This window comes from Leptospira sp. WS58.C1 (assembly GCF_040833995.1).
Lineage (GTDB): Bacteria > Spirochaetota > Leptospiria > Leptospirales > Leptospiraceae > Leptospira_B > Leptospira_B cinconiae.
Genome location: NZ_CP162137.1, coordinates 1,957,558 through 1,984,302, shown reverse-complemented (window position 1 = coordinate 1,984,302; position 26,745 = coordinate 1,957,558). Strand labels below are relative to the sequence as shown.

At 42.5% G+C, this 26,745-nt stretch carries 29 protein-coding genes and 1 tRNA gene; 2 read left to right on the top strand and 28 right to left on the bottom strand.

What is annotated here, in order from left to right:
* Positions 1–110: 110 nt before the first annotated feature.
* From AB3N61_RS09005 to AB3N61_RS08995, 3 genes are all read right to left on the bottom strand, one after another.
* Complete coding sequence (locus AB3N61_RS09005; protein WP_367897384.1) at positions 111–974, bottom strand: sterol desaturase family protein; 864 nt, start codon at positions 972–974, stop codon at positions 111–113.
* A gap of 74 nt (positions 975–1,048) precedes the next feature.
* A complete protein-coding gene (locus AB3N61_RS09000; protein ID WP_157186882.1) occupies positions 1,049–1,327 on the bottom strand; it encodes an ArsR/SmtB family transcription factor in 279 nt (92 codons plus the stop codon).
* A gap of 313 nt (positions 1,328–1,640) precedes the next feature.
* Positions 1,641–1,716 (bottom strand) — tRNA-Asn (locus AB3N61_RS08995).
* Between the two features lie 216 nt (positions 1,717–1,932).
* Between AB3N61_RS08995 and AB3N61_RS08990 the strand changes: the two genes are divergently transcribed.
* Entirely contained in the window at positions 1,933–5,526 is a 3,594-nt protein-coding gene (locus AB3N61_RS08990) for a vitamin B12-dependent ribonucleotide reductase (RefSeq protein ID WP_020768150.1), read from the top strand.
* Between the two features lie 157 nt (positions 5,527–5,683).
* Here AB3N61_RS08990 and gspN read toward each other — a convergent pair whose 3' ends face one another.
* The 14 genes from gspN to AB3N61_RS08920 all read right to left on the bottom strand — a co-directional run bounded on the left by gspN (position 5,684) and on the right by AB3N61_RS08920 (position 19,285).
* A complete protein-coding gene (gene gspN, locus AB3N61_RS08985; protein WP_367897383.1) occupies positions 5,684–6,643 on the bottom strand; it encodes a type II secretion system protein GspN in 960 nt (319 codons plus the stop codon).
* Between the two features lies 1 nt (position 6,644).
* Positions 6,645–7,175 carry a hypothetical protein gene (locus tag AB3N61_RS08980; protein WP_020768125.1) on the bottom strand — a complete coding sequence of 177 codons (531 nt, stop codon included), beginning with the start codon at positions 7,173–7,175 and terminating at the stop codon, positions 6,645–6,647.
* Positions 7,176–7,187: 12 nt separating this feature from the next.
* Positions 7,188–8,804: a pilus assembly protein PilM gene (gene pilM / locus AB3N61_RS08975; RefSeq protein ID WP_367897382.1), complete on the bottom strand. Its 1,617-nt coding sequence runs from the start codon at positions 8,802–8,804 to the stop codon at positions 7,188–7,190.
* On the bottom strand, positions 8,804–9,934 hold the full coding sequence (locus AB3N61_RS08970; RefSeq protein WP_020768501.1) for a general secretion pathway protein GspK: 1,131 nt from the start codon (positions 9,932–9,934) through the stop codon (positions 8,804–8,806). The genes pilM and AB3N61_RS08970 overlap by 1 nt, the downstream gene beginning before the upstream one ends.
* On the bottom strand, positions 9,931–10,626 hold the full coding sequence (locus AB3N61_RS08965; protein ID WP_367897381.1) for a type II secretion system protein GspJ: 696 nt from the start codon (positions 10,624–10,626) through the stop codon (positions 9,931–9,933). Before AB3N61_RS08965 ends, AB3N61_RS08970 begins: the two co-directional genes overlap by 4 nt.
* Position 10,627: 1 nt before the next feature.
* On the bottom strand, positions 10,628–11,176 hold the full coding sequence (locus AB3N61_RS08960) for a hypothetical protein (RefSeq protein WP_020768156.1): 549 nt from the start codon (positions 11,174–11,176) through the stop codon (positions 10,628–10,630).
* A complete protein-coding gene (locus tag AB3N61_RS08955; RefSeq protein WP_020768034.1) occupies positions 11,157–11,726 on the bottom strand; it encodes a type II secretion system protein in 570 nt (189 codons plus the stop codon). Before AB3N61_RS08955 ends, AB3N61_RS08960 begins: the two co-directional genes overlap by 20 nt.
* Before the next feature lie 6 nt (positions 11,727–11,732).
* Positions 11,733–12,215 (bottom strand): type II secretion system protein GspG, encoded by a 483-nt coding sequence (locus tag AB3N61_RS08950; RefSeq protein WP_020768263.1) that lies wholly within the window; start codon positions 12,213–12,215, stop codon positions 11,733–11,735.
* 23 nt (positions 12,216–12,238) lie between these two features.
* On the bottom strand, positions 12,239–13,465 hold the full coding sequence (locus AB3N61_RS08945; RefSeq protein WP_020768348.1) for a type II secretion system F family protein: 1,227 nt from the start codon (positions 13,463–13,465) through the stop codon (positions 12,239–12,241).
* Between the two features lie 11 nt (positions 13,466–13,476).
* Positions 13,477–15,150, bottom strand: coding sequence for a type II secretion system ATPase GspE (gspE, locus tag AB3N61_RS08940; protein ID WP_367897380.1), 1,674 nt, complete (start codon positions 15,148–15,150; stop codon positions 13,477–13,479).
* Between the two features lie 3 nt (positions 15,151–15,153).
* Positions 15,154–16,944: a type II secretion system secretin GspD gene (gene gspD, locus AB3N61_RS08935; protein ID WP_020768277.1), complete on the bottom strand. Its 1,791-nt coding sequence runs from the start codon at positions 16,942–16,944 to the stop codon at positions 15,154–15,156.
* Between the two features lie 7 nt (positions 16,945–16,951).
* A complete protein-coding gene (locus tag AB3N61_RS08930; protein ID WP_367897379.1) occupies positions 16,952–17,845 on the bottom strand; it encodes a hypothetical protein in 894 nt (297 codons plus the stop codon).
* Positions 17,846–17,928: 83 nt separating this feature from the next.
* Entirely contained in the window at positions 17,929–18,942 is a 1,014-nt protein-coding gene (locus AB3N61_RS08925) for a M23 family metallopeptidase (protein ID WP_198289288.1), read from the bottom strand.
* Positions 18,911–19,285, bottom strand: a complete 375-nt coding sequence (locus AB3N61_RS08920; protein ID WP_020768524.1) for a type II secretion system-associated lipoprotein — start codon at positions 19,283–19,285, stop codon at positions 18,911–18,913. Before AB3N61_RS08920 ends, AB3N61_RS08925 begins: the two co-directional genes overlap by 32 nt.
* A gap of 82 nt (positions 19,286–19,367) precedes the next feature.
* Between AB3N61_RS08920 and AB3N61_RS08915 the strand changes: the two genes are divergently transcribed.
* On the top strand, positions 19,368–20,903 hold the full coding sequence (locus tag AB3N61_RS08915; RefSeq protein WP_367897378.1) for a YifB family Mg chelatase-like AAA ATPase: 1,536 nt from the start codon (positions 19,368–19,370) through the stop codon (positions 20,901–20,903).
* A 30-nt stretch (positions 20,904–20,933) separates the two neighbouring features.
* Here AB3N61_RS08915 and AB3N61_RS08910 read toward each other — a convergent pair whose 3' ends face one another.
* The 11 genes from AB3N61_RS08910 to rpsP all read right to left on the bottom strand — a co-directional run bounded on the left by AB3N61_RS08910 (position 20,934) and on the right by rpsP (position 26,737).
* Positions 20,934–21,131 carry a hypothetical protein gene (locus AB3N61_RS08910; RefSeq protein ID WP_008590301.1) on the bottom strand — a complete coding sequence of 66 codons (198 nt, stop codon included), beginning with the start codon at positions 21,129–21,131 and terminating at the stop codon, positions 20,934–20,936.
* A 94-nt stretch (positions 21,132–21,225) separates the two neighbouring features.
* On the bottom strand, positions 21,226–21,585 hold the full coding sequence (locus AB3N61_RS08905) for a YraN family protein (RefSeq protein ID WP_367897377.1): 360 nt from the start codon (positions 21,583–21,585) through the stop codon (positions 21,226–21,228).
* 71 nt (positions 21,586–21,656) lie between these two features.
* Positions 21,657–22,841 (bottom strand): HD-GYP domain-containing protein, encoded by a 1,185-nt coding sequence (locus AB3N61_RS08900; RefSeq protein WP_367897376.1) that lies wholly within the window; start codon positions 22,839–22,841, stop codon positions 21,657–21,659.
* Positions 22,838–23,116: an EscU/YscU/HrcU family type III secretion system export apparatus switch protein gene (locus AB3N61_RS08895; protein ID WP_367897375.1), complete on the bottom strand. Its 279-nt coding sequence runs from the start codon at positions 23,114–23,116 to the stop codon at positions 22,838–22,840. The genes AB3N61_RS08900 and AB3N61_RS08895 overlap by 4 nt, the downstream gene beginning before the upstream one ends.
* Entirely contained in the window at positions 23,104–23,910 is an 807-nt protein-coding gene (locus tag AB3N61_RS08890; protein ID WP_020768046.1) for a hypothetical protein, read from the bottom strand. The genes AB3N61_RS08895 and AB3N61_RS08890 overlap by 13 nt, the downstream gene beginning before the upstream one ends.
* Positions 23,879–24,571: a ribonuclease HII gene (locus AB3N61_RS08885; protein WP_020768071.1), complete on the bottom strand. Its 693-nt coding sequence runs from the start codon at positions 24,569–24,571 to the stop codon at positions 23,879–23,881. The genes AB3N61_RS08890 and AB3N61_RS08885 overlap by 32 nt, the downstream gene beginning before the upstream one ends.
* Before the next feature lie 78 nt (positions 24,572–24,649).
* Positions 24,650–25,075 carry a 50S ribosomal protein L19 gene (rplS, locus tag AB3N61_RS08880; protein WP_020768447.1) on the bottom strand — a complete coding sequence of 142 codons (426 nt, stop codon included), beginning with the start codon at positions 25,073–25,075 and terminating at the stop codon, positions 24,650–24,652.
* Positions 25,072–25,740, bottom strand: coding sequence for a tRNA (guanosine(37)-N1)-methyltransferase TrmD (gene trmD, locus AB3N61_RS08875; RefSeq protein WP_367897374.1), 669 nt, complete (start codon positions 25,738–25,740; stop codon positions 25,072–25,074). Before trmD ends, rplS begins: the two co-directional genes overlap by 4 nt.
* Positions 25,730–26,248, bottom strand: a complete 519-nt coding sequence (gene rimM, locus AB3N61_RS08870) for a ribosome maturation factor RimM (protein WP_367897373.1) — start codon at positions 26,246–26,248, stop codon at positions 25,730–25,732. The genes trmD and rimM overlap by 11 nt, the downstream gene beginning before the upstream one ends.
* On the bottom strand, positions 26,241–26,471 hold the full coding sequence (locus AB3N61_RS08865) for a KH domain-containing protein (protein ID WP_008591501.1): 231 nt from the start codon (positions 26,469–26,471) through the stop codon (positions 26,241–26,243). The genes rimM and AB3N61_RS08865 overlap by 8 nt, the downstream gene beginning before the upstream one ends.
* Positions 26,471–26,737: a 30S ribosomal protein S16 gene (gene rpsP, locus AB3N61_RS08860; protein WP_020768224.1), complete on the bottom strand. Its 267-nt coding sequence runs from the start codon at positions 26,735–26,737 to the stop codon at positions 26,471–26,473. Before rpsP ends, AB3N61_RS08865 begins: the two co-directional genes overlap by 1 nt.
* Positions 26,738–26,745 lie beyond the last annotated feature (8 nt).

The window sequence follows — 26,745 nt, the reverse complement described above, 5'->3', positions numbered from 1 at the left end:
TCGTTATATAAAGAGATTTCGGCTAAATGTCCCGATTTCGCATAACAGTATTATTGTTATGCGAAATAAATCGGAGATCTGATTTTTCGGAAAAAATAGCGGATTCTCGGCTATAAACACCGGCAAAGAGGACCAATTAACTGCCTTGAGAGGGAGAGGATTGGAAAATCGTTCGTCGCATACAACCCTGCATCCTGCCGGTTGAACTTTGTTCTTGGAAGTTTCCATGAACCAAAAACGTGATCCCATAGTGTAATCGCACCGGAGCTGTAATTTCGATCGCCAAAGTCTTTCTTGGTTGAGTGATGCCAGCGGTGTAATTCCGCAGTATTCAAAAAGATTGATAGCTGAACGTTTTTAAAATCGATGTTCATATGATTGAAAATGGAAAAAAAATTGTTTAGGCCACCGGCAATGAGAATTGTTTCCGAATCCGCGCCGAGCAGCAGTAATGGACCAAGCCCCGTGACTACGTTCCAGGCTGCATTCAGGGGATGAGCACGCATTGCATTCAGCGAATACACCCTATTTGGCGCATGATGTACCGCGTGAATCTGCCACATAAAATCGTTCCATTCATGTGCAGCGCGATGAAGTATATACGGTCCAAATCCTGAAATCAGGAGCGCAAGAAGAATCGAAAGCGGTAACGGGATCGTCGGCCAGAGATGGGAACCAAAACTCAATTGCGAGAACAATACCGTTAGCCCACCCTTCACAATCACAGAAACGATCATCGTAAGAATGCTGAAGACTCCGTCTAATTTTGAATCATTCTTAATTCCTCTCCAATCCTTGTGGTAAGGCATCCAATTTTCCATTAGTATGCCGATGATCGCAAATCCAAGAAGGATGAGTGTTCCTTCCGACGGATAAAGCGATAAGCCGATCGAGTAAGCGAGCAGAAGAAACGGGAAGCCAAATTTCCTCATTATCCGCCGGAATTCGTTGTGATATTTTTTCTTTGATTTCATACTTTATTTCCTAGATAATTTTATATATTTAAATATATCAATATATTGGGCCAACGTTAACGCTCCATTCTTTGTCAGCAACATCCTTTCAAGAACGAACTGAGCTTGTCGATCATGGCAATGATGCGAACCTTATCGGGACGATAATACACTTCCTTCCCTTGTTTTCGACGTAATAGCAGGCCTGCCCGGCAAAGAGTGGTTAATTGAATGGAAATGGTCGATTGTCCAAGATCTGAATCCTTGATTAAATCACTCATTGCGCGTTCTTTCCCATTGTGGAAGGACATCAAAATTTTTTGTCTACTCTCACCGGAAACGGCATCTAAAAAAATTTGCAGTTCCCGATCCATCTGTGTATATTTTGACATATCTAAATGTATCAATATGTATTTTTTTTGAGTTCCCCGTCTACAAAAAATTTACCTTCGTTTGTCACATTGATTTTTTCTATAAGAATACGTTACAATACGAGCGTTGCCCTAATCGATCGTATGTTACTTAACGGGAGTGTGTGATTGCAGCCACTCTATGTTTTTCGTATCAATTTTTTTAAAATATAACGTAAATTATACCAAAAAGACTAAACAAATGTGGATCTAAAGGGTCTATAAAGAAGATCGTAAATAAACCGAAATTTGCTAAGATTGGAAGGAAAGGAAAGATTGGCTCCCCCTGCAGGGCTCGAACCTGCGACCCAGTGATTAACAGTCACTTGCTCTACCGACTGAGCTAAAGGGGAGTGTCTGGTAGCAGAATCCAGTTTTTAGAAATGAGGCAGGCTGGCAATGAAAAATCTTCGAGACATAGGTATTTTCTGATCAGATCTACGGACAATTTTCCGGCAAAAACCGAACAGCTTTTGGAAAAAGTACTACCAGGAAATTTGAAAGCTATAGTAGCGTGACATAATCCAAAAACGCACTATTTTTTGCTGGAGTTTCATAAGGAGCATGCTATGAAGCTAAATAAACATTTCACTTCACCTGAGAAGGGATTTTCTAAGGACCTAAATTGGGTTAAGAGGAATTCTAAGATCTCTAACCCTGACGGATCCGTTGTTTTCGAAGCTAAGGACATACTTGTTCCGGACCAATGGTCTCAAGTTGCCGTCGATATTCTTGCCCAGAAATATTTCAGACGTAAAGGAGTGCCGAAATACTTAAAAAAAGTAGATGAAAAAGGCATTCCGGAATGGTTACAGCGCTCTGAACCGGACACTGAAAAACTTTCTTCCTTAAAAGCAGAAGATCGTTTCGGCGGTGAGAGTTCAGCGCAGGAAGTTTTTCACCGTTTAGCGGGTTGTTGGACCTATTGGGGATACAAATACGGTTATTTTTCCGACGAAGAAAGTGCTAGAACTTTCTATGAAGAAGTCTCTTTCATGCTGGCTTCTCAAATGGCTGCTCCCAACTCCCCTCAATGGTTTAACACCGGATTACATTGGGCTTACGGGATCGACGGCAAATCCCAAGGACATTTCTATGTGGATCCTACCAGTGGAAAATTGGTAAAATCCTCTTCTGCCTACGAACATCCGCAACCTCATGCATGTTTTATCCAAAGTGTAGACGACGATCTAGTCAATGAAGGCGGGATCATGGATCTTTGGGTCCGTGAGGCTCGCTTATTCAAATATGGTTCCGGAACAGGAACCAACTTCTCCAACTTGAGAGCGGAAAATGAATCCCTTTCCGGCGGGGGAAAAAGTTCCGGTTTGATGAGTTTCTTAAAAATCGGAGACCGTGCTGCCGGTGCGATCAAGTCCGGAGGAACCACTCGTCGTGCTGCTAAGATGGTATGTTTGGATGTAGATCATCCGGATATCGATCGTTTCGTAGACTGGAAAGTGGAAGAAGAGAAGAAAGTAGCTTCTCTTGTAACCGGATCCATTCTGAACAACAGACATCTAAATGCGATCATGAAAGCTTGTTACGAGATGGAGGGAGAGGATCGTTTCGAACCTAAAAAGAACTCCGCTCTTAAGAAAGCTATTGTAGAAGCTAAGAGAGTTTTAATTCCGGATAATTATATCAAAAGAGTGATCGATCTTGCAAGACAAGGATACAAAGAGATCCTTTTCGAAGAGTTGACCACCGACTGGCAATCCGAAGCGTACAATACCGTTTCCGGACAGAACAGCAATAACTCTGTTCGTCTTCCGAACGAATTCATGAATGCCGTAGAGCAAGACCTTCCTTGGCATTTATATAATAGAACGGAAAAAGAAAAAGCACTCAAAGAAAAAAGAGCCGCTAAACCTGCAAAAACGATCCGAGCAAGAGACCTTTGGGATAGAATTTCTTTTGCAGCTTGGTCTTCTGCCGACCCAGGAACTCAATACCATACTACCATTAACGAATGGCATACTTGTCCGGAAGACGGGAATATCAACGCTTCCAACCCATGTTCAGAATACATGTTCTTGGATAATACTGCATGTAACCTGGCTTCTGCGAACTTACAGAAATTTATCGATCCGGAAACTCTTGTTTTCGACGTAGAAAGTTTCCGTTATCTTTGCCGTCTTTGGACAATCATCCTCGAGATTTCCGTGACCATGGCTCAGTTCCCTTCCAGAGAGATCGCAGAACTTTCCTATAAGTTCAGAACTCTCGGACTTGGTTACGCAAATCTTGGTTCCGCATTGATGATCATGGGAATTCCTTATGATTCCAAGGAGGCTATGGCAATTACCGGCGCCATTACTTCTATCATGCATATGACCGCTTATGCTACTTCTGCGGAAATGGCAAAGGAACTAGGACCATTCCCTGGTTATGAGAAGAACAAAAAGCACATGCTTAGAGTTCTGAGAAACCATAAAAGAGCGGCTTATAATGTTCCTTCCGAAGACTACGAAGGACTGACAATCACTCCTGTGGGAATTGATCCTGCCTACTGCCCTTCTTACCTTTTGAAAGCGGCTCAAGAAGATTCCGATAATGCGGTTTCTTTGGGAGAAGCTCATGGATACAGAAATGCACAGGTAACCGTGATCGCTCCAACCGGAACGATCGGTCTTGTAATGGACTGCGATACTACAGGGATCGAGCCTGATTTTGCTCTGGTAAAATTCAAAAAATTAGCGGGTGGCGGTTATTTCAAAATTATCAACCAATCCGTTCCTCTGGCTCTTCGTAAATTGGGATACTCCCCTTCCGAAATCGAGTCCATCGTGAACTATTGCAAAGGGCATGCTACCTTAAACGGAGCTCCTGTGATCAATACCCAAAGCCTAAAAGAGAAAGGTTTCACGAACGAGATCTTGGAAAAAGTAGAATCTTCTCTTCCTTATGCTTTCGATATCAATTTTGCATTCAACAAGTTCAACTTGGGCGAGAATTTTTTACAAAAGAATCTTGGTATCGCAAAAGAAACATACGATTCTTTCACATTCAATCTGCTCGAGTATTTAGGTTTCTCTAAGGACGATATCAATAAAGCGAACGATTATGTTTGCGGGACAATGACTATTGAGAACGCTCCTTATTTAAAAGAGAAAGATTATCCGGTATTCGATTGCGCGAACAAATGTGGAAAATACGGGAAACGTTATCTTTCTTACGAGTCTCATATCCGCACAATGGCTGCCGCTCAGCCGTTTATCAGCGGTGCGATCTCGAAAACCATCAACCTTCCGGAAGATGCAACGATCGAAGATATCAAAAACGCATACTATATCTCTTGGAAGATGATGGTAAAAGCGAATGCTCTTTATCGTGACGGATCTAAACTTTCTCAGCCTTTGAACTCTGTATTGGAACTTCTAAACGGGATCGAGTTAGAAGAACAAGAAGAGATCGCAGAGGCTGCGGTTGCTAAAGATCCTTCTCAATTTGCGGAAAAGATCGTTTATAAGTATATCTCTCATAGACGTAAACTTCCGAATAGACGTGCGGGTTATACACAAAAAGCGGTTGTGGGCGGTCACAAAGTTTATTTGAGAACCGGCGAATACGAAGACGGACAGATCGGAGAGATCTTCGTGGATATGCACAAAGAAGGTGCTGCATTCAGAAGTTTGATGAATGCATTCGCTATTTCCGTATCTTTAGGTCTGCAACACGGGGTCCCTTTAGAAGAGTTTGTGGATGCATTCACATTCTTCAAATTCGAGCCGAACGGTATCGTGACCGGAAACAAACATATCAAAATGAGTACTTCCGTGATCGATTTTATCTTCAGAGAACTTGCGATCACTTATTTGGGAAGATACGACCTGGGCCAAGTTGCTCCGGAAGACCTAAGAGGAGACGAGATAGGTTCCAGGAAATCTTCCGAGTCCATTCAGACTAAGCAGACGGAGCAGCCGCCAACTTCCACAGTAGTGGAAACTGTTCCTTCTTCCGAGCCGGAAACGATTTCCTATTCACAGATGATGAGGACGGAAAAACCAAGTTCAGGGATTGCTTTGATGGAAGAGATCAAAATGGCAAGGATCAAAGGTTATACCGGAGATTCTTGCACAGAATGCGGATCTTTCGAAATGGTAAGAAACGGTTCCTGTTTGAAATGTATGTCCTGCGGGGCAACTACAGGATGTTCTTGATCTAAGAGCCGATCTGGAAGGCCTTTGCTTAAGGTCTAAAATTAAAAAACCTCGAGTGAATAATTTCACCCGAGGTTTTTTAATATCTTTAAAAAAACTGAATATTCTCTTCTATCTCTTCTAAACTGTTCAGGAGAAGTTCAAAAAACTAGCATTATTACGGAATAGGACCAGCCCCTGGCAAACCAGCCGGAGCATTCAGGCCTGGGATCTTAAATTCAGGTCTTTGGAAAGATCCGGTAACAGGGATACATTTTCCATTACCGCTTTTTTCCAGAAGATCCAATGCACCCACTATAATCTGGTTTTCTGCCGCTGAGGCAAAATTTCTTTCTAACTCGAAACAGGCTCTTAGGTTCAATTGGGAATTGGAGAAAGAATCGGAAAGCCGAATATTTCCGTGTAAATCCAATCTTGCGACCGAAGTATCTATAATAAATTCTTCGAATTCCACCATTCCTTGGTCGATTTTGGAAGTGATGAGTATCTTATTTACGAAAAAGTTCTCAATTTTTCCGATAAAAGGAATTTCCGGAAGATTGGGAAAGGATCCGAATTTTCCTTCCGGCATTTTGAGCGAGAATGCTCCGGCAAATCTGCTTGCAGGCACACTCAGTGAATCCAACCGCAAATGGCCTTCCAACTCTCCTATGTTGCCGAGAGTTTGACCGTCGTAGTCTAGTTCCAATTCCTCAATTTCGAAATCACCGTTAACCCTTTTTCTCAGTAGGGAAAAAAGTCCCGCCTTGATCTGAGCGTCTTTTGATCTGATCTTGAATGATTGGCCCATGATCTCCATGGATTTTACGGAAACCTTTCCGAGTAGAACGGAGACGGATAATTCGTTAAAAAATACGCTGCTCGGTTGTCCGGAAGAGGAGTTCATGAACTGACGGACTATATTTTCGTAAGGGAATAATAGGATCAGAAAAAGAAGAAAGGAAACTGTGCCGCTTCCGATCAAGATGAGTTTTTGTTTGAGGGAAAATCTAGGAGTTTCTTCCTCCTCTAATCCTTCAGGAGGTAATTCCTCCAATTCCATTGTGAGAAATTCTTCTTCCTCGTTGGAAATAAGTTCTTCCTCTTCTTCTAATTCAATTTTTTTTGGGCGGGCCATCTTATTTTCCGGGAGCGACACTATAGGCCGCAATTTTCAGATTCACGTCGTAGGTATTTTTATCTTGGTAGGGTTTATTGGTCTGGAAATATTCCACCCTTGCGTTCACCTTATTGCCCTTATCAATATCATACAATACGGACATAACGTCTTCCAGAGGGACACCTCTTAAATTCACTTCGAAAACGATTACCTGATATTTTCCTTTATCGATCGCTTTTGCAGGGATAGGCCTCATCGTGGAAATTCTGTCCTTTACCCCATTATCGGAAAAGATCCTTTCTAATTTTGCCGCGAAAGCGCTTTGGTCGTTCTCCCCAGTGTTCACATTCTCCAATGATCGGAAGAATAAATAATCGGAGATATATGTATCCAATTGTACGGCCAGACCTGGTGTATTATTTACTGTCTCAGAAAGATCTTTCCTTAGTCTGTAGACTTTACGTACAACTAGAAAGACCAGTAAGAAAAGGATCAAACTGGCGGCTATAAGTAATAAAAGTTTTTCCCTAGGTTGTAATTTTTGCCACATAGACGATCCCTCTTAATCGCTCTCTTCGATTTTAGAGGTCACCTCCATTTTGATCACAAAGGAGACTTTAAATGTTTTAAGTCCGAAATTCGGACGGTTACTGTCTAATTTTACGTTTTTAAACATGGGAGAACGAGCCAAGGAATCCTGCACTTTTCCTATTTCCGAGATTTCGTTTACCGCACCTTGGATGGATACGGAACCGTTGTCATAAGTGATACTTTGAAATAGGAAGGGCTGCATTCCAGGGTCCGGAAATTTTAAGGAAATCTCATGTAGTACGTCTAATACACTCGGTTTAGAAAGATACTTTCGATAAAGTTCGGTTTTTCTTTCCGCCCCGTCCCTTAAACTTTTTGCGAACTCTAAAGGGTCCCTGTTGGAAGGAACGCTAGAACCTGTGCTGGATTTTACTTTTTCCGCCAAAACTTTGTTTGCGGCTGCGAGAGTTCTCTTATCGGATATGATCCCTAAAAAAAATACTCCGATCAATAATACTAAAGAAACCGAACTGAGGATGATATGAGGTTTGAATATGCTGATATCGAATAAGTTCTTGTTTAACCTTTTTACATAAGGGGTTTCCAAAAAATCTATTTTAGATTTTTTGGATTGGATCAGATGGTAGGCCATTCCGTAACAAGTGGCAAATCTGTCCGGATCAGTACCTAAAAAATCGTACCTTCTAGCTTGGATCCCTAAATTCTCTCCTAGGAAGGATTCCAGGTCTCGGACCTTACTTCCCTCTCCGGAAAGATAAATAGCTTCCGGTCTTTCGGTTTCTTCTAATGAGAGAAAACTTCTGCGAACTTCTTCGCTTAAAGAAGTGAAAAATTCCTGACAGATAGAGAATGCTTTTTTAATATCCGCAACTTTGAGTTTGTATTCTTTTGCGAATAAGTTCAAACCGTCCTCCGGAGAATGGAACGGCTCGAATTGGATACTAGTCTTTAATGCTTCCGCCTTATCTTTAGGGATCTTTAATGCCTTGGAAATTTCTTCCGTAAGAGTGTCTCCGCCCACGGAAAGAAAACGGGTATGTGCGATCTTTCCATCCTTGGTCACATTCAAGATGGACTTTTTACCGCCGATATCCAACTGAGCGACATTTGTAAATTGGATCTCTTTGTGTAAATGTTTTGAGATGATCGAGCCCAAACAGACCGAATCCACAAAGATCCCGCGAAATACAAGACTGGAATCTAGAAATGGAGAAGCTAATGTGTCGAATTCTGAATGATGGGAAGTATAAGTGATTACATCCGACTTTTCCTGGTCGATTCTCCATACGGAACCTAATACTTCTACGGTTTCCATTGGAAAAGGGACCCTACTTTCTATCTCGAAAGGGATCACTTCTCGGACCGCTTTTTCGGTGGTCAACGGAATGGAGATCTCTCTCACAAAAAGTCTGTCTAAAGAAAGAGAAAGTACGATCGCATGTTCTTCCGCAAAATAGGTGTTTATAAATCGAAGTACATTGGTTTCGTATTCCTTTTCTTCCATTTTGGAAATAGGCATAGACTCGGCTCTCAGCATCGTCAAGTTCCCTGCCACTCTCTGGAATAGTACACCTTTAACGGAATTCGTACCGTAATCTACGGTTAAAAACTTTTCGTATAAGAACATTAATCTTCTCTATAATATAACATCAGGTTATTGGTCAGGTCGAAAATTCCCGTGATCCTACGAACGATCTTAGGCCCTTTCATAACATCGGAACTTTTTTTACTATTGTAGTTTCTTTCTACTTCCCCGACGGCGCTGATCCGGAATATTTCACCCTTTGTTTTGATCCTACCACCGGAAACATCGGTTCCTTCTCCAGCTAATTCTTTGTAAAGGGAAAGTCCGCCTACGGAAGGTATCTGGAATTCCGGAATAGTCTCCAGGTCCTTAATTTCCTTTAAGTAACCGCCCTTTTTGATTTTCATTTTCATGATCTGAAGAACGGATTGGCGGTTCATAAAATCGGATAGAGACATTAAAACGAAGTACGGTGCGGCGTTCAAGTTGATTCTATCATCATAGTTCCTCTGGAATGGGACAAATGCGGTTAAATTATTTGCCAAAACGAAATCGGACTCACCGATCAGGCTTTTTTCCTCGTCGGACATAAAGTCCTTTGAATATTTTTGTTCATAGTCAGGCGGTTTTTGGGATCCATATACAATTTTAGGATTGAATCCTTTTACTGAAGTAAGCTCGGAAAGAGAGTACATGTACCCATTTTTGATTTTTCTCGGCGGGTTCAGTTTTTCATAATAGGAAATTTCAAAATTTCCCTGGCTGTCGTCGTCCAGCCAATCTACGACTGGATTGAAAAGATCCCTTTTCATTCCTAAACGTTCCAGAAGTCTCTGAGCCATTTCTTGGTTTCTTAAATTCAATTCTTTTGTGTCCGCATTGAAGATTGAATTCAGGTTAATTTTTCCATCTTCTCCTTGGATCTTATAATAGATCCATCCACCTCCCATGGGAACCGGAGGTGGATTTAGGCCGATCCCGGATTGGTATAATTGTTCTTCCGGGATTTTTCTAAGTGCTGCCAAAGCTCCTTGGAACCCGGCTTTAGCTAAAAGAGAAGCCTTGAAACCCGACATTTCTCCTTGGGAAATTTTATATTCTGCCATGGATCTTTCCGCAAAGTCCAAGGTGGTAGTTAAGGCGGCTACACCTATACCTCCGACTAGGAGCATGACTATTGCTCCCCTTCTTCTGGAGAATCTTCTGCCCTTTAACCCAAGTCCTGAGTTCATTTCAGAAGCATTCCCGGAAAGGCAAGAGTTTCAAAACGTCTTTCCTTATTTCCCATATTCGCGATGATCTCAATTCGTATAAGGCGAGGGATACTTTTTCTTTGGAAAGAATCCCACTCTTCTTCCCATTCTTTTCCCGTTTTGGAAAATTTAAAAGAGAGAGATTTTACGTTATCCAATAATTCGTATTCTTGTCCGCCTACGAAAGGATAACGATCCACGATCTCATCTTCTCTTCTCATTAATTTATAATAATCTGTGCCGTCCTTTTGTTTTAGATAATATTCCACTTCTCTTACTTCCGGAAGAGCGACTTCTTCCGAGTTTGGATGGACCGCAGCGAATACGATAAAATGATCTTTAGTACTTTCTCCGGGATGTCTTGGTCCATCTTCCGATTTGCGTCCTCTTCTACTTACAAATACCAGATTTTTTTCCGTTTGGAAATAGAATGCCATAGTCAAAGTGCTTCTAATATTCTCTATGACCGAGATCGCTTTTTCTCGATCCACACCTTCCGAGCCTGACGAAGGACGAGTGACTTTTAAAATGGTTGCGTAAGTCCCGAATACCATTCCGAGTAAAACACCCAATAAGGCGGCTACGATGGTTAGTTCGATTAATGTAAATCCGGACCTTTTTCCTTTTCGAAAAAACTTAAGAAAAGTAGAATGGTAAGAAGAATGTTCCAAATCAGTTCATCCTCGCCTTATAGGTCTCGATGGTGTACTGTTCCTTAACCGGTATTCCCTGGTTGTCTCTTCCGCCTGTGGGGTATTCTATCGTTACATATATATGGAAGACAGCGATGAGTCCACCCGTTGCGGATCCCTGGTTATTACCCGTACGTTTCGCGATGAGCTGATTCATACTGGAGTTTGCACCACCTAATAGATCCTCCGGTTTTTTCCCGCTTTCCTTTCCTGCCATTTTTAGAAGATCTAGATTCTCTTCTTTAATGATCGTAGTAAATTTCCAGTCTTGGTATCCGGGAATTTCTCCTGAACTAGTGTCGGCTTGCAAAATGGTGGCAGAATCAATCTGAGCCATTTTAATTTTCGCTAAATGAGTGGCTTCCATTTGGAGCGCCGCTACTTTTTTAAGACGTATACCTTCCGAAACCACCATCAGCACATAGAGAAGCCAACCTGCGGCGAGTGCAAACGCCAAGGTCATTTCTAAAATAGTAAACCCCTGTCTCTTTTTAAGAGGATTCCTTTTTTTAAAACTTACTCGTGCCATATTGTTCACTACGTTTGTATTCTTCCAATTGTTCCTTGGAGATTACGACTTCCCCGTCCTCTATTTCCGATTTCCCGCCGTAACGTTTGACGATCAGTGTCCTTGTGATCTCCGGATCGGGACCTAAATGGATATAAAAATCTTCCGCCACCGCCATAGGAGAGAACGGAATGCGGATCTTTCCGGTATTGTATCTGTAACCTCGTCCATCCATTACGTCCACGATCGCGGAAGAACTTGGAAGTTCCCTGTCCTGGAATACCGGGACTTCTTTCAAGCCGGTCTCGTCCCTTTCTATATCGATGATGGTATACGTTTCCGTATCCACGTTTAGCTCTAGGTAGACTGTCCGTTGGTTGATTTTTGCCCTACGAAAGCAGAAGTTCACAACGTCATGTAGTAACATCGCTTCTTCTTGGGCACCTGGCGTGAGTAAATTGACTAAGGAAGGAAGCACAAGAGCGAACATTACACCGATCAGGAATACTGCGACTCCCAATTCGATCAATGTGAAGCCGGAACGAATCCGGCCTTTCGCTCTTGGGCCCATCTTAGTTTATTTTTTAGAACCGGATGAGGAAGTGAACTGAGGAGGATATTGCTCTTCTTTAGTGATATCGAAGTCTGAATTTAAACCTTCTCCACCTTCTACTTTATCCTGACCAAACGTAATGATCTGGATTTCGCCCGCTCCATCGTATCGGAGTTTGTATGGGTTTTTCCATGGATCGTTGATGGAATCCTTGCTGCTTACCATCGGGATCCAGGTCTCAGGAATTTCTCCGGTAGTCGGTCTTTCCACTAACGCGTCTAGTCCTTGCTCTTCGGTTGGATAACTTCCGAATTTGGAAGCGTATCTTTCTAGATGTAGTCTAAGTTCCTGTTTGTCTTTTTTGATCTTCATCTTTGCGGTTTCGATACTCACTCCACCGAAATCCACACTGACAAGAATGATAGTCATCAAAGCACCTAAGATGGCGACTACGATCGCCAATTCGATAAGAGTGAATCCTTTTCTCCGTTTGTTTCCCGTTTTCAAAGTCGGTTCTCCTATTTCTATTGTTATATACCTTGTAAGTTCTGGGTCAAGCTGAACATCGGAACGATGATCGCCGCCATAATGATACCGATCGCAAATCCCATAAAAACAAGCATCAAAGGTTCGATTGCCTGGGTTGCATTTTTTAAAGCGGAATCCACTTCCTGGTCATAAATTTCCGCGAGCTTATTCAACATCTCGGGGACTCTATCCGAAACTTCTCCGGCGGACATCATACCTAAGACTAGTTGTGGTAATATCTCTGACCCTGTGAATGCTGCGGAAAGTTTCTCTCCTTCTCGGATTCTTTCGCATGCATTCCGTATTTCTTGTCCGAAAACGGAATGATTTACGATTTGTTCCACAATTTGGAGAGAAATGATCAAGGGAACCCTGTTTGTGAGAAGGATCCCAAGATTCCTGGCGAAATTGGATATAAGGACTTTTTTATTCAGGGTTCGGATAATGGGTATTCTAAGAACGAATTTCTCCCATTTTTCCTTACCTTCCGGAGTGGATTTATAAAAGAAAAATCCGATTACTGCAGCACCGATTGCAGGAAAGATAAGAAACCAATATCCGGTTAGGATCTTGGAACTTCCGATCACGATCTGAGTGATCATAGGAAGAGTTGCGTTAAACTCCACGAATAGATGTTCGATTTGAGGGACAACTGTGGTGAGTAGGAAGATGATCACGATCTGTAAAAGGCAGAAAATAATTCCGGGATAAACGAGCGCAGTGGTGACCTTGGCTTTTAACTGAAGATTTTTGTCTTCCATCTCTGCGAGACGAATGAGTGCAGTTTCGTAATCACCTGTTCTTTCTCCCACGGAAACAAGAGAAGGATACTGATTTGGGAATACGTCCGGATGTTTTCTCATCGAATCAGATAAGGAACTTCCTTCTGTGATATCCGCCTGCATTGCGATCACTACTTTTCTAAAAACTTCGTGATCAGTTTGTTCAATGATACTAGAGAGAGATTTATCTAGAGGAATCCCCGCACCCAATAGAGTTCCGAGCTGTCTCGAAAAAAGACCTATGATCTTTTTCGGGACTCTATAAAGAAGTCTAGCTAAGAATGGAAAAAGTTCTCTATCCTTTCTTTCCGCGTCCTCGGAAATTTGACGAACATAGAAACCTTTACTTTTGAGTTTAGCTCTCGCCGAAAGGATACTTGGGGCGTCGATAATCCCCTTCTCTTCCTTTCCCTTTTTGTTAAATGCGGTATAAGTATAAAGAGCCATCGAAGGAAAACTTAAGTAACCCTTAGAACTTCATCCGGGGTGGTGATCCCATCCAATACTTTTCGGATGCCGTAATCTCTCATTGTAGCGAATCCGCTCTCTAAGGCAACATCGTTGATCCTATTCGTATCAGATCCGGCCAAGATAGCATTTTTGATCTTACTATCTATGATCAGAAGTTCGTAAACTCCTGTTCTTCCTTTAAATCCGGTGTTCATACAATGAGAACAACCTTTCCCTTTATACAAAACTCCACCCTTTAGATCCTTTTTGGAAATACCGATAGACTCCAATTCTTGAGGAGTAGGTTTATAGGAAGTTTTACATTCTTTGCATATAGTTCTTACAAGCCTTTGGGCCATAAATCCTAAAACAGTGGATGTGATTAGATAAGGCTCGATGCCCATATCCACTAGTCTAGTCGCCGCAGATGCCGCATCATTGGTGTGTAAAGTAGAGAATACCAAGTGACCTGTTAAGGAGGCTTGGATGGCAATCCTTGCAGTTTCTTCGTCCCGGATCTCCCCCACCATAATTACGTCCGGGTCCTGACGTAGTATTGCTCTAAGTCCCGTTGCAAATGTAAGCCCGATTTTTTCCTGCATTTGCATTTGGGAAACGCCGTCTATCTGGTATTCCACCGGGTCTTCACAAGTAATGATGTTTCTTTCTTCCGTATTCAGCTCGGTCAAAGCGGAATATAATGTGGTGGATTTTCCCGATCCCGTAGGACCCGTTACTAAGATAATACCGTGGGGTTCATAAATCAGAGTTCGCAGAGTTTTGATCAGTTCCGGATAAAAACCCATGGATTCCAAAGAATATTTCTGATCCGTTTTATTTAAGAGACGCATAACGATACGTTCTCCGAACTGACAAGGAATTGTGGAAACCCGGATATCCACATCCTTTCCCGCAAGTCTAAGTTTGATCCTACCGTCCTGAGGTAATCTGTTCTCCGCAATGTTCAAGTTGGACATGATCTTAATACGGGATGTGATCCCTGCATGATAAGACTTCGGAGGGGTCAATACGTTATGAAGAATACCGTCTATCCTGTATCGAACTACTAGACTTTTTTCATAAGGTTCTACGTGAATATCCGAAGCTCTTTCGTTTACCGCTTGGGATAGGATGACGTTCACCATTTTTATGATAGGCGCATCGTCAGAAAGATCTATCGTTTCGTTATCGAAACCTTCCGCGAGTTCCGAGAAGCTGCCTTCCATTTCATTCAACATATCTTTCGCGGCTGCGGAGGTATTGTCGAACTGAGAGTGGATGAGTCTCATCACCTCGGGTTCAGGGGCAAGTATGAATTCTACTTTAAATTCTCTTAATGCAGTACGTACGTCGTCCATTGGGTGAAGATCCGTAGGATCGGACACCGCTACTTTTACGTTTTTTTTATTTAGTTCGAAAGGGACTATTTTACTTTTTTGGATGAGCTTAAGAGGAATACGGTCGTAAACTTCCTCCATTCCCTTGAATTCCAGTTTTTCCCGGAATTCCATTTTGTAAAGCCTAGCCATCGCCTTGAGAACGTCTACTTCTCCGGCGATCCCTTTTTTCTGAAGAATATGTCCTAGGGGTAAATGATTCTTTTTTTGTAGTTTGAGAGAGTCTTCCAGATCCTTGGCGGATATGACCCCGTCTTCTACGAGAATATCACCTAGAGTTTTCACTGTTTATTCTCCGCGTTCCTTGATGGTGGCTTCCTTGTTTAGAACCCTTTCCCTTTCAATTTCATATCTTTCTTGCTGTAGTTTTTTCTTAACTGTCATCTTATCAGCAAGTTCACGATTATCCAAGATATGTGGAGTGATAAAAACCATCAAATTGGTCTTTTTTAACTGTTCGGTAGTCCTACGGAAAATCCATCCCAAATAGGGAATATCTCCGAGAAGAGGGATCTTGATCAGACGTTTTTGTTTATCATTGGAGATCAAACCTCCGATCACGATGGTTTGTCTATTGTCGATAGTGATCGTTGTTTTCACTTCCCTTCTGTTGAAGGTAGGGTTTCCCCCTGCAAGTGCGATGGAGGCAATGTTCTTGATCTCTTGTAAAAGATCCAAAGTGATACGGTTATTCTTATTCACATGGGGGGTGAACTTTAACTTAATACCGGTTGGACGATATTCGTAGTTGTCCACAGTTACTGCGTTTGCTCCACCCAATCCTGCGTTACGGCTTTGGGTTCGGACCGGAACGTCCTGCCCAACGTTGATCTCCGCTTCTTGGTTGTCCAAGGTCAATACTTGAGGTGCGGATAATACGTTAAAGTTCTCGTTTCCTTGATTGGCGCTTAAGATACCTAAGATCTGTTGTGCTCCCGCTTGTACGAAACCAAGAGAGAAGCCGGATAACGTGTTCAGGTTCGGGTTGATCCTACCGCTGGAGTTGATGATATTTCCTTCTTTGGCAAGTCCGGAGTTGAACTGGCTATAAGGACCTTGTCCCTGGAATCTCCAGTCGATACCGAAGTCGTTGGTATCCGTGGAAGAAAGTTCCACGATCAATACTTCCAACAACACTTGCTTTCTTGCGGAATCCAGAACTCGGATAATTTTGCGGATCTCATTCCATTCCGCTTCGGTTGCAGTAACGATGACCGAGTTGGATTCCTTATGAGCGACAGCTTTGATCTTTTCCACCTTCGGAGCAGGAGGAGGTGGTGCGCCGGGAGCGCCGCTCGCAACAGGGAGATCTCCTACCATAGGATTATCCAACTTGATCAGAGTCGCAGCAATTTTCTCCGCTTCACTGAATTCTAATGTATAAATATGAACATCACCGGCAGAGGCTACTGCTCCGGGAGCGGTTTCATCCGGTCTTACATCCAACTCGTTTACTAAAGTGAGTAGTTTATTGATGTCGGCAGTAGAACCGGAAAGTACGATTGTATTCGTATTTCTATAAACGATAATATCGGTATTAGGAGAAGTTAATCTTTTTAAGATCGGTTCCAATTCTTCCGGTTTTACATTTTCCACCGGAATGATCTGGGTGATGATCCGGTTATCCAGAGCTTCCGTTTCCGGGATCGGTTCCTTACCCACACGAACGTAAGGAGATCTGGCAAGTGCATCCTTTAGTTTTACGATTGTGATCAGATCCACTTCTTCTACGATCGCAAATCCCATAGATTCCAAAACTGCCTTCATAAACGGAAATGCGTTTTTGACAGGGATCTCTTTTTGGGAGATGATCGTGATCTTCTTACCTTTTAAACTTTCATCCAAAAGAATGTTTTTCTTAAGGATCGCGCTCATCCCTTTTAGAAAATCATTCAGTTCGGTATCTCTCCAGTTGGCGAAAAAGGTCTTTTCCTTTGTATCCTCAGCTACCGGGGCAGTATTTCTTTTACTTCCCTTTTTGGAAGCTTGGGAGAGTAAACCTTCGTTCACCGAAAGAAGAAGTAAGAACGCGAATGCCGCGTTTCTCAAATATCTGGATCGTAAATCTGTTTTGCGCATTTAATCTTTAATTCCGGATGATGAATTCATAGGACAATATCTTGCCCATTCTCTCTACGTCTACGGATACTTTATCGGCCGTTTTTAAGGAATTCCATATCTCCATCATTTTTACCGTATCGTTTAAAGGCATTCCGTTTACCCGCCGCACCACGTCTCCGGTCCTAGCACCAAGAGAATAAAAAATATGATCGCTGCCTATACTGTAAATTTTGTAACCGGCGATGGTGTTATTTTCCAAATAAGGACCGAATTTTCCCTTATAAAGTTCGGCTACGTTCGCTAATTTCCGATTCACGTCCTGTCTGGACAGAATTTTACGGACTGTATCCGCGGCAGGCGGTCCTCCCGGAATATCTGCCTGTGCTCCCAGTTTGGCTCTGGCTTCTCCCGGTGTTTGGCCGATCTCCACTTTGAGAGATTGGCCTCCTTTTTCCAAAACTACATGGTTCAGTAGAATGGATTTTACTTTGTATCCACCTACCGCTTCCCCCATTGCGAATTCTTCCGCGTTTTGTTTCCCTTTTTCTAAAATAGTGACTCGGGCAAAACTCCAGTGGCCGCTTAGTGTTCCGGTGACTCTCATTTCTTCACCTTCTCCGGTATCTGGAGGAGCGCCAGGAGTTCCATCTGCACCTGCAGCAACTTCTCCGGGAGGAGGTGCTAAACTTCCCCTAAACAAGGAACCTGTTACCATCTCTTTGGCTATTTCAATAGTAATAGAATTTTCAGCTACGGGTCTTCTCGGAGCGGCAGTGGAGGAACCTGTCTGTACATTCGGGGTCAGAAAAAGTAGAAGTATCCCTCTACAAAGATATGCCAGAGAGAAGGAAAAAAATATCACAACGGGGATCAGAACATAGAATGTATGTTTTCTGAATTCGATAAAAATTGCGTTCATTGCGCCCTTCGGATATTTTCACGGAATCATTCTAAAAAAGCCGGATCCAAAAAAAATGGACCGGCTTTTTGAAAGATGATCGCTTAAAGTTTTGCTACTTTACCTGGGTCCAGGTTGGTAACAATTTTTAAGGTCTTCCTAAGTGCCACCTCAGGATTGATCCTTTTTCCGTTATAGAACACCTCAAAATGGAGATGGGAACCTGTGGCAGAGCCTGTACGACCTACGGCACCTATGACCGTCCCTGCTCTCACTTTCGTTCCCTCTTCCACCGTAATTTTAGCACAATGTGCATACATGGTCCTATAACCGTTTGGATGATCTATGATGACGGAATTCCCGTAACCGCCGTTGACTCCGGCAAAACTTACCACACCTTCTGCAGAAGCTAAAATGGGTGCTCCTTGAGGGCCAGCCATATCTATGCCGGTATGGAAACCGCCTCCTCCTGTGTGGAATGGATCTTTTCTTTTACCATATCTGGACGAAAATCTAGCGCCTAAGACAGGGGTGATGAATACTCTTTTGTATTCTATTTTTTGGCGGGAAGCATTTCCCACTTTAACAGGAACACTTAAACTTTGTCCTACTTTTAGAACGGAACCCTTATTTAAACCGTTTGCCTCAGAAATTTTAGCCGCAGTGGTCTTTAAGGATTTAGCGATCCGGAATAAAGTATCCTTAGGTTTTACGATATAGGATTTTATAATAAAGCCGCTTTGGCTAACGATCTTGGAAGAAACGATAGGATTGATACTGATAAAAGAAGGAAGTTCCAGATTGGATTTGTCCTTATGATAACTAAGCGAAGAATACTTATCCTCTTCCCATTCTTGAGGTGATTGAGAGAATAATTGTTTGATCTTACGTTCTTCCTTGTCCGTAAAGAAGGAGGAGTCTTTATTCGCGTAATCGTTGATCGCGTTTTCGTAATTCTTGAGCGGATCGGCCGATAAAGACGAGGTAAGTATGGCGGATAGAATGGGAAGGTAAAGAATCGTCCGTTTCACATATTTAATATCGGCCGCATCGGGATGCCTTCTTGAACCTAGGGGGGAACGACGGCTACTTTTTCTTTTTATATTCCGTGAGCTCATTTGCAACGATCTTATCCAAATCCTCTATACTGATGGTTTTTTTCTCTAGATCTTCGTTTACCTGATAAGCGATCAGCCTGCCGATAGCATGTTCCCTTTTTTGGTCAGCGGGGAAACATTTCACTTTTATTAGGGACGGAGTCGATTCGATGTAGATTCGGACCAACATTCCCTTCTTAAAAGTTTCGGTTGCGGAGACTTTTGTGTCTTTTTTGAGACTATATATCTTATCCTGGTAATGCTCGTTGATCTCGGATAACTTCTCTTTTTTGATCAGTCTGGCCCCGCACTGTAAGGTAAATAGAGCCAATAAAAAAGCGAAGAATCGCACCATTTCATGCATAACTTACTGAAGGTCCGGAAGTGATAAACTAGTTTTTAGAAAAAAAGCGCGAGGCCCGAATTTTTCCGCACCTGTCCAGGTTATGGAGACATACAAACTGACCAAATTTTGGGGAGCTTCCCTTGAGGGAATTCTTCCCTTTCCGGTTTCTGTTGAGATCAACATAAAAAGAGGGATACCCAGGTTCCAGATCACTGGACTTCCGAGCCCTTCTATCAAAGAATCCACCGATAGGATCAGGATCGCTATAGAGAATAGTGGATTCGAATACACTCTACAGAATATTCTGGTTCATTTAGCGCCTGCCGGCAGAAAAAAAGAAGGGACATACTTAGATCTTCCGATTGCAGCAGGGATCTTACACCTAACGGAACAATTGCCACCTTCCGAAAAACTAGAACAATTCCTTTTCTTGGGAGAATTAGGACTGGATGGAACCGTTAAACCTCTAAAAGGGATCCTTCCTATACTTTCCGGATTGGAAAATTTAGGTTTTTCCGCGGCAGTTGTACCTTTTGAAAATCGAAAGGAAGCTTCCCTAATCGGAAAATTTCCGATCTATACGATCTCTCATCTGAAAGATTTAGTCTCTTTAGCCAAAGGAGAGATCAAGCCGGAACCAAGAGGAAGTATAAAGATCAGATCCGAAGTCCTTGCTTGGAAATCAGAATTTCATAAAAGCCAATTGCCTGCCATACGAGCGATTCAAATTGCAAGCGCCGGATTTCATCATTGTTTATTGTCAGGCCCTCCGGGTGCAGGAAAAACAATGCTAGCAAAATTGGCGTATGGATTTCTTCCCAAGATCCAGGAGAAGGAAGGAATTGAACTATTAGGCATTCGATCTTTACAAGAGAACTTGTCCGATACGGAAGTGGAAAGACCTTTTAGGACGCCACATCATACTACATCCGATATTGCTTTGGTCGGAGGATCAAGCAGCCTGAGAATGGGTGAAGTTTCCCTAGCTGGAAATGGGATCTTATTCTTAGATGAACTTTCTGAATTCAATTCTCGAAACTTACAGGCGTTACGGGAACCGATGGAAGAAGGTAAAATTACGATCTCACGAATAAAAGGATCGATCACCTACCCAGCTTCTTTTTTATTTATAGGAGCGACCAATCCTTGTCCTTGCGGATATTACCAAAGCTTAATAAAGGAATGTAACTGCAGTGTTTCCAGTATTCGAAATTACCAATCTCCTTTTAACGGACCGTTTTTGGATCGGATCGAAATATTTTACCATTTGGGTTTTGCGATCCATACGGATGAGAAGAAGGTTTCTATTAATTTAAAATCCATCCGGGACTCCATCCAAACCGCTTCGGACATACAACGTAGTAGACTATTCAGAGAAACAGGGAAACTCTACAACGGAAAATTAAGAGGAGAAGAAGTAGAAAGAATGATCCCTCTTTCCAGGGAGTGCGAAGTTTATTTTTGGAAAGCTGTCGATATACATAAATTCAGCATTCGTAAGGTGGCCCATTTTAGAAAAGTGGCAAGGACGATTGCGGATTTGGAAGGTTCTAAAGAAGTACTTTTGAGGAATTTGGAGGAGGCCCTTGTTTTCCTGAATTCCGGATGGTCTCCGGAAAACAGGGCCGTAACCTAACTTGTTCTTTCGACGGTTTTATTTTTGTGGTTACTTTGACAGGAAATGCGAGAGTTCCATAGCGATCTTATCGATTGCGAAATCAATGTAGTTTTCGTCCTCGATCTTCTTCTTATAGTCCTCGAATTTCCGCTTTTTGATCGGAACTCCTCGTTTTCTCAGGATCACTGGGTCCGGTCCGAACGGGTCGGACCCGGCCAAGTTGCCGAGAATTTGGATGCTTTTCATAGTTACTTCCTTGTAACGATTTAAGGTCCTCATCCTTGAGAACCCGCAGACAATTCGAAAATCGACTCGTTTTTGAAATCGCTTAACGATGGTTTTAGAATAGATTAAGATAATATTTCAGTTCCCTTTTTTCGGTAATAAGGGCCAAGGAGAAGGAGACAAAATGATCTCTAAACGAAACGTTTTTACTCAAATAATACTCGGCTGCCGTTTTCATTTTTTTCATCTTAGCCGGGTGGAATATTTCCAAAGGATGAATCGGCGAAATTTTGGCCCAGTACTTCACTTCCGTAAAATATAGGACGTTTTCTTTCTCACTAATTATGTCGATTTCTCCCTTTTTGATCCGGAAATTCCTTTCTAAAATTCTATGACCTTGCTTAAGAAGTAATTCGACGGCGAGATCCTCTCCTTCTTTTCCTTTTCGTACTTTATATTTGGAGACGGGTCCCATACGGAGACATGTTTCGAAAAAGAAGAATGGAGAGAATATTTTGGATCTAAAGGTAGTCTATTCTTAAAAAATTAAGAGTTCGAGGTAGCTTCCTGGAGATCTAATGCCTTCACGATAAATAAATGATTTTCTTTTACCAGATCCACTAGGATAAGATTTCGCACGAAAGTCCCATATTCGTCTTTTATAATACGGATCGAAGGACGTAAGGGTTTGTCCGCGTTGGCGGCAAGAACGATCCCTACTCTTTTGTCGGAAAGTTCCACGCAGGAACCTACCGGATATAAGGAAACCTGGTTTAAGAATGTTCTTACGATCTTGAGATCGAACTTACCCACATCCATACTGATCATAGACTTGATTGCCTCGTGTGGAAGGACTCTCTGCCTGTGGGGTCTGTTTGTGATAAGAGCGGAAAAATTATCCGCAATCGCATAGATCCTCGCATTTTCCTCAATTGCAGTTGCCGCAATCTTTTGAGGATACCCCTTTCCATCAAAACGTTCGTGATGTTGGAGTGCTACTACCGCCAAACTATTTTTAATTTTGATTCTCTGGGTAAGGACTTGATACCCTATGATCGTATGTTTTAAGATGGATTTATATTCTTCGTCCGTGAGTTGGTCCGTTTTTTCGGAGATGGTTGCGGGAACCTTTGTCATTCCCACATCCGCTACCAAACAAGAGATCGCAAGATCCACCATCTTAGGACGGGAGAAGTCCAGAAGTTTTCCTATAATCAAAGCATAGAATGTGGATGTAGTGATCTGGTTATATAGATAATACCCCGGATTATTCATTCCGAGGATCAGGTAAGAAAGATTATTATGGGTTCTAACAAAGTCCGCCAATGTCTCGCCTTGTTCTCTCACAGGACCGAAATCGAATACCTTATCGTCTGCAACTTTTCTATAAACATCCTGAACAAGTGCGAATGTGTTTTTGTATAGGTTGGAAAATTGTACCTTAATTCGATTTAGGTTATCGTAGATCCCTTTTAAAGGAAGAAGATCCTCGTCTACGATGGTACTGATGATAAAATCCTCCAATTGGGTTTCCAATCTTTCCGGATCCACATCTATCACTAGGATGTCTCCGTGGGTCAATACCTCGGTAATCCCGAATCTTTTCAAACGTTCCAGATCCGAATCAGTGATCGGAGTATTGGAAGTGATGAACAGATTTTCTTTGTCCAGATAAACGGGTTTTGTGAATCTCATACCCGGCTTCAATTCGGACACGTTCAATTTTTTCATTTTTCAAATTCCCTTGTTGCTTCCGCTTTTTGGTTTAGTACGAAAGCAAAAACACCCGCAACCGCTCTGTATAAATTTTCCGGTATTTCATGACCTACCGGTATCGGAGAAAGTGCCTCGGCCAAAGGAGCATCCTCCACTATAGGAACCCCGTGTCTCTTTGCCACACCCTTGATCTTTTCACCTAAAAGACCTTCTCCTTTGGCTAGGATTTTGGGGCCTTTATTTTCTTCCGGTGTAAACTTAAGGGCGATTCCGAATTTCACGCAGTCCATTCCCTTCTCTGTAAAGAGGGCTTATATTGTATCCTGAGTTCTTGGAATCTAACTCCCGATTCTTCTAAGAACTGCATAAATTTTTTACGATTCCGACCTATATGCAAGTACAATTTAGAACTAGTATAAATAGCGGTTAGAATCAGGTCCGACGCGTCTTCTTTTTTCCAATGGAATCTGTAAAGACTCGGGCCGTCTTCTTTAGTCTCCATAAAGAGCACAAATATTCGCCCCGGATCGGTTCCACCCAAATACCCTTCCGCATTTCCTCCCTCCCATTCCCACTCGAAATAAGGAGTCTCGGATTTCCATTCGAAATGTGGAAAATAACTCTTCAAGAAAGCCAGAATACTATCTTCCGAGATGGGACCTTCTTCTTTATGTAGTACTTTCTCCAAAACCCCTGTGAGTCCTTTTTCCAAGGGAGAGAATATTTTGGAATCACCTTCTTCTAACGTTAGTTTCCTTTCTTGTATTTTCCACTCGGAGTTAGTACCGGATAAGGTTCGAGATAAAAGTAATTGTTCCCCTGTGAGAAGGCTGGTTTTAGTTTCCGCTTCGAATGTTTCTCCGTTCCAAACAAGTTTTGCCTTTCCATCCCTCGTACCTTCTTTTACCCAAACCCTAAAAAATGGAGCATCCTTGGATTCCCCTTCGAATAGTTCCGGGTTTTGGATCTTGTTGGAAGAATCTATAAAAAAGGATATTTTATGGGATTCCGGGACTCGATCCGTTTTACGGACCTGAGGATTTTGGTTTTTATCAATCGGATTGGGGGGAGGGATGGGAAACATGGAATTTTTTCGTAAAAGATCTTCTGTGGATTCTTGCTAGTCCCAGATCCCGGATTGCTTGTTCATGTCCCGCGCTGCCGTATCCTTTATGCGTTTCGAATCCGTAACCGGGGAACTTGGAAGCGATTGCTTTCATAAAACGATCCCGTTTTACTTTTGCGATTATGGATGCGGCCGCGATACTTGCGATCCTGGAATCTCCTTTTTTATAATAATAAGACTGGCGTTTTACCTCTTCCGATTCCTTGTATTTGGAAAAATTATAGTTTCCGTCGATTAAGAGCAGAAGTTTTCTTCCCGTATTTTCTATCGGACCTTGGGAACCCTTTCTATAACATTTCAATATACCTTCTAGAACCGCTCTATTGATCCCATAATGATCTATATAGGTATGAGATAAGAAACTGTGGGCGGTTTTATGGGCGGATTCCATAATTTCTTGGAATAGAGACTCACGTTTGGACTCGGAGAGTTTTTTAGAATCGTTCAGTCCTTTTAAGATCTGTCCCGAATAGATTTTTTCCAGGACCTCGGGGGTGAATAAGACCATTGCTACGGACAAAGGACCTGCATAGGGACCTCGCCCTGCTTCGTCTATCCCGCAAGGAAGATGTTCTGGAAAAAATTTCAATTCTTCCGGTTCGAAATTTGCGAGAGGCATTGGATTTTAAGGTGGGAAAAAGGAGAAGAAGGAAAGAGATACTTGCGGCAGAGAATTCCGCCGCAATGAAAAAGATTCTTATTCGGCAGCAGGTGCAGGAGCAGCTGCTTTTGCTTCTTCTGCTGTTTGGCGTTTTCTGTCCTCTGCTACTAAAACTTTTCCGCCTTTCAACTCGCGAATACGAGCTGATTTTCCGGAACGTTCTCTTAAGAAGAAGAGCTTAGAACGACGAACCTTACCTTTACGTACTAGTTCAATTTTAGCGATACGAGGAGAATACAGTGGGAATACTCTTTCTACACCTACATCGTAAGAAATCCTACGAACGGTGAAGGATTTTCCGTTTCCGCCGTTAGAGATGGAGATCACAACTCCTTCGTACACCTGGACCCTTTCCTTACCGGATTCTTGGATTTTATAATGGACCTTTACAGTGTCCCCAACATTGAAATTTAGGGTACGATTCGCTTCTGTTGGAAGTCCGCCTTTTAAAAGTTCTTTCATAAATTCCTCGTAATATCAGGGTCGACTTTCTTTCGATTGGCTTTTCGCCAAGATTCTATCGCCGCGTGGTTTCCGCCCAAGAGAACTTCGGGAACCTTCCAGCCATTATACTCGGAAGGTTTCGTATATTGTGGATATTCTAAAACATCCCTTTCGTTATGAGATTCTTCTTCCAGGCTCTCTCGGTCGCCTAAAAAGCCGGGCAAAAGCCTGGACACAGCATCCGTTATGCAGAGGCTAGCCAAATCTCCGGCTGAAATTACATAATTTCCAAGGGACAGTTCTATGTCAACAAGATGCTCTGTAACCCGATGATCCACTCCTTCATAGTATCCTGATATGAGAGTGATCGGTTTTTGGAGCTTGGATAATTTCTCCGCAACGTTCTGATCGAATGGAATTCCGGATGGAGTGGTAAGAATTACGAGTCCTCTATCTTCTCCCAATGATTTTAATGCCAGGTCAATCGGCTCTACTTTTAAGAGCATTCCTGGACCTCCACCATAAGGAGTGTCGTCTACCTTTAGATGTTTATTATTGGAGAAGTCCCGCAGATGTACAATGTTTACGGAGAATACTCCCTTTTGGATTGCCTTCTCTTGTAGCCCTTCTGAAAAATACGCTTGGATCTTGGACGGGAATAAGGTAATAAAATTAAATTTCATTCCAATCCTCAGGGCTTTTCAAAACGATCTTACCTTCTTCCAAGAATACTTTGCCTACATGTTTTTCCACATAGGGAATTAAGATCTCAGAATCTTGGGTTTGAAAGACTAAGATAGAATGTGCCGGATTTTCTAGAATGTCCACCAATTCCCAGCCAAGTTCTTTTCCGTCTTCACTGACGGCTTTTAGACCTTTTAACTCGAAGAGATAATATTCTTCGTTTTTGGATTTGGGAAAATAGGAGCGATCGATATAAAGTTTCCCGCCTGTTAAGGAAGATGCTTCTTCCGGAGAATTGATCCCTTCCAATTGTAAAAGGATCTTACCCGATTGTATAGTCGATTTCAGGATCTTAACGGGTACAGGTTCCCGAGAGGGAAATTCTAAGGTGGCTTGGATGGGAAATTTTAGTTCCGGAACGGAACTGTCCTCTGCAACCAGTCTGACAAAACCCTTCAGTCCGAAGGGTTTTCCTAAATGTCCGGTTAGGATACGAGTCTCAGTCAATAATTTCTAAGGAGAAATTTTTTCCGGCTTTGATGGATGCTGCGGTTAAGATCGCTCTTAAGGACTTTGCGATCCTTCCGTTTTTGCCGATCACTTTCCCCACATCCTTCGGGGAAACCCGGAGTTCAAGGACGGTTTGTTCGTCGCCCTCGATTTCCTTAACGGAAATCTCCTCCGGATGATCTACTAGAGAAGTAACGATATAGCGGATCAGCTCTTCCATTACTTCTTCAGGGATTGTTTATATTCCGCCCAGATTCCCTCGTGTTTAATGAGGTTTAGAACGGTTCCGGTAGGTTGAGCACCTTTGCTGAGCCAGCCTAAAATTTTCTCTTTATCCAGGACTGTTTGGCTTTTCACCTCTGCTGGGTGATAGTGTCCGAGAATATCGATAAATTTACCGTCTCTAGGGGAACGGGCATCTGCAGCCACGACCCGATAGTGAGGGTTGTTTTTGGCTCCGGTTCTTTGTAGTCTGATCTTAACCAAAGTAAAAT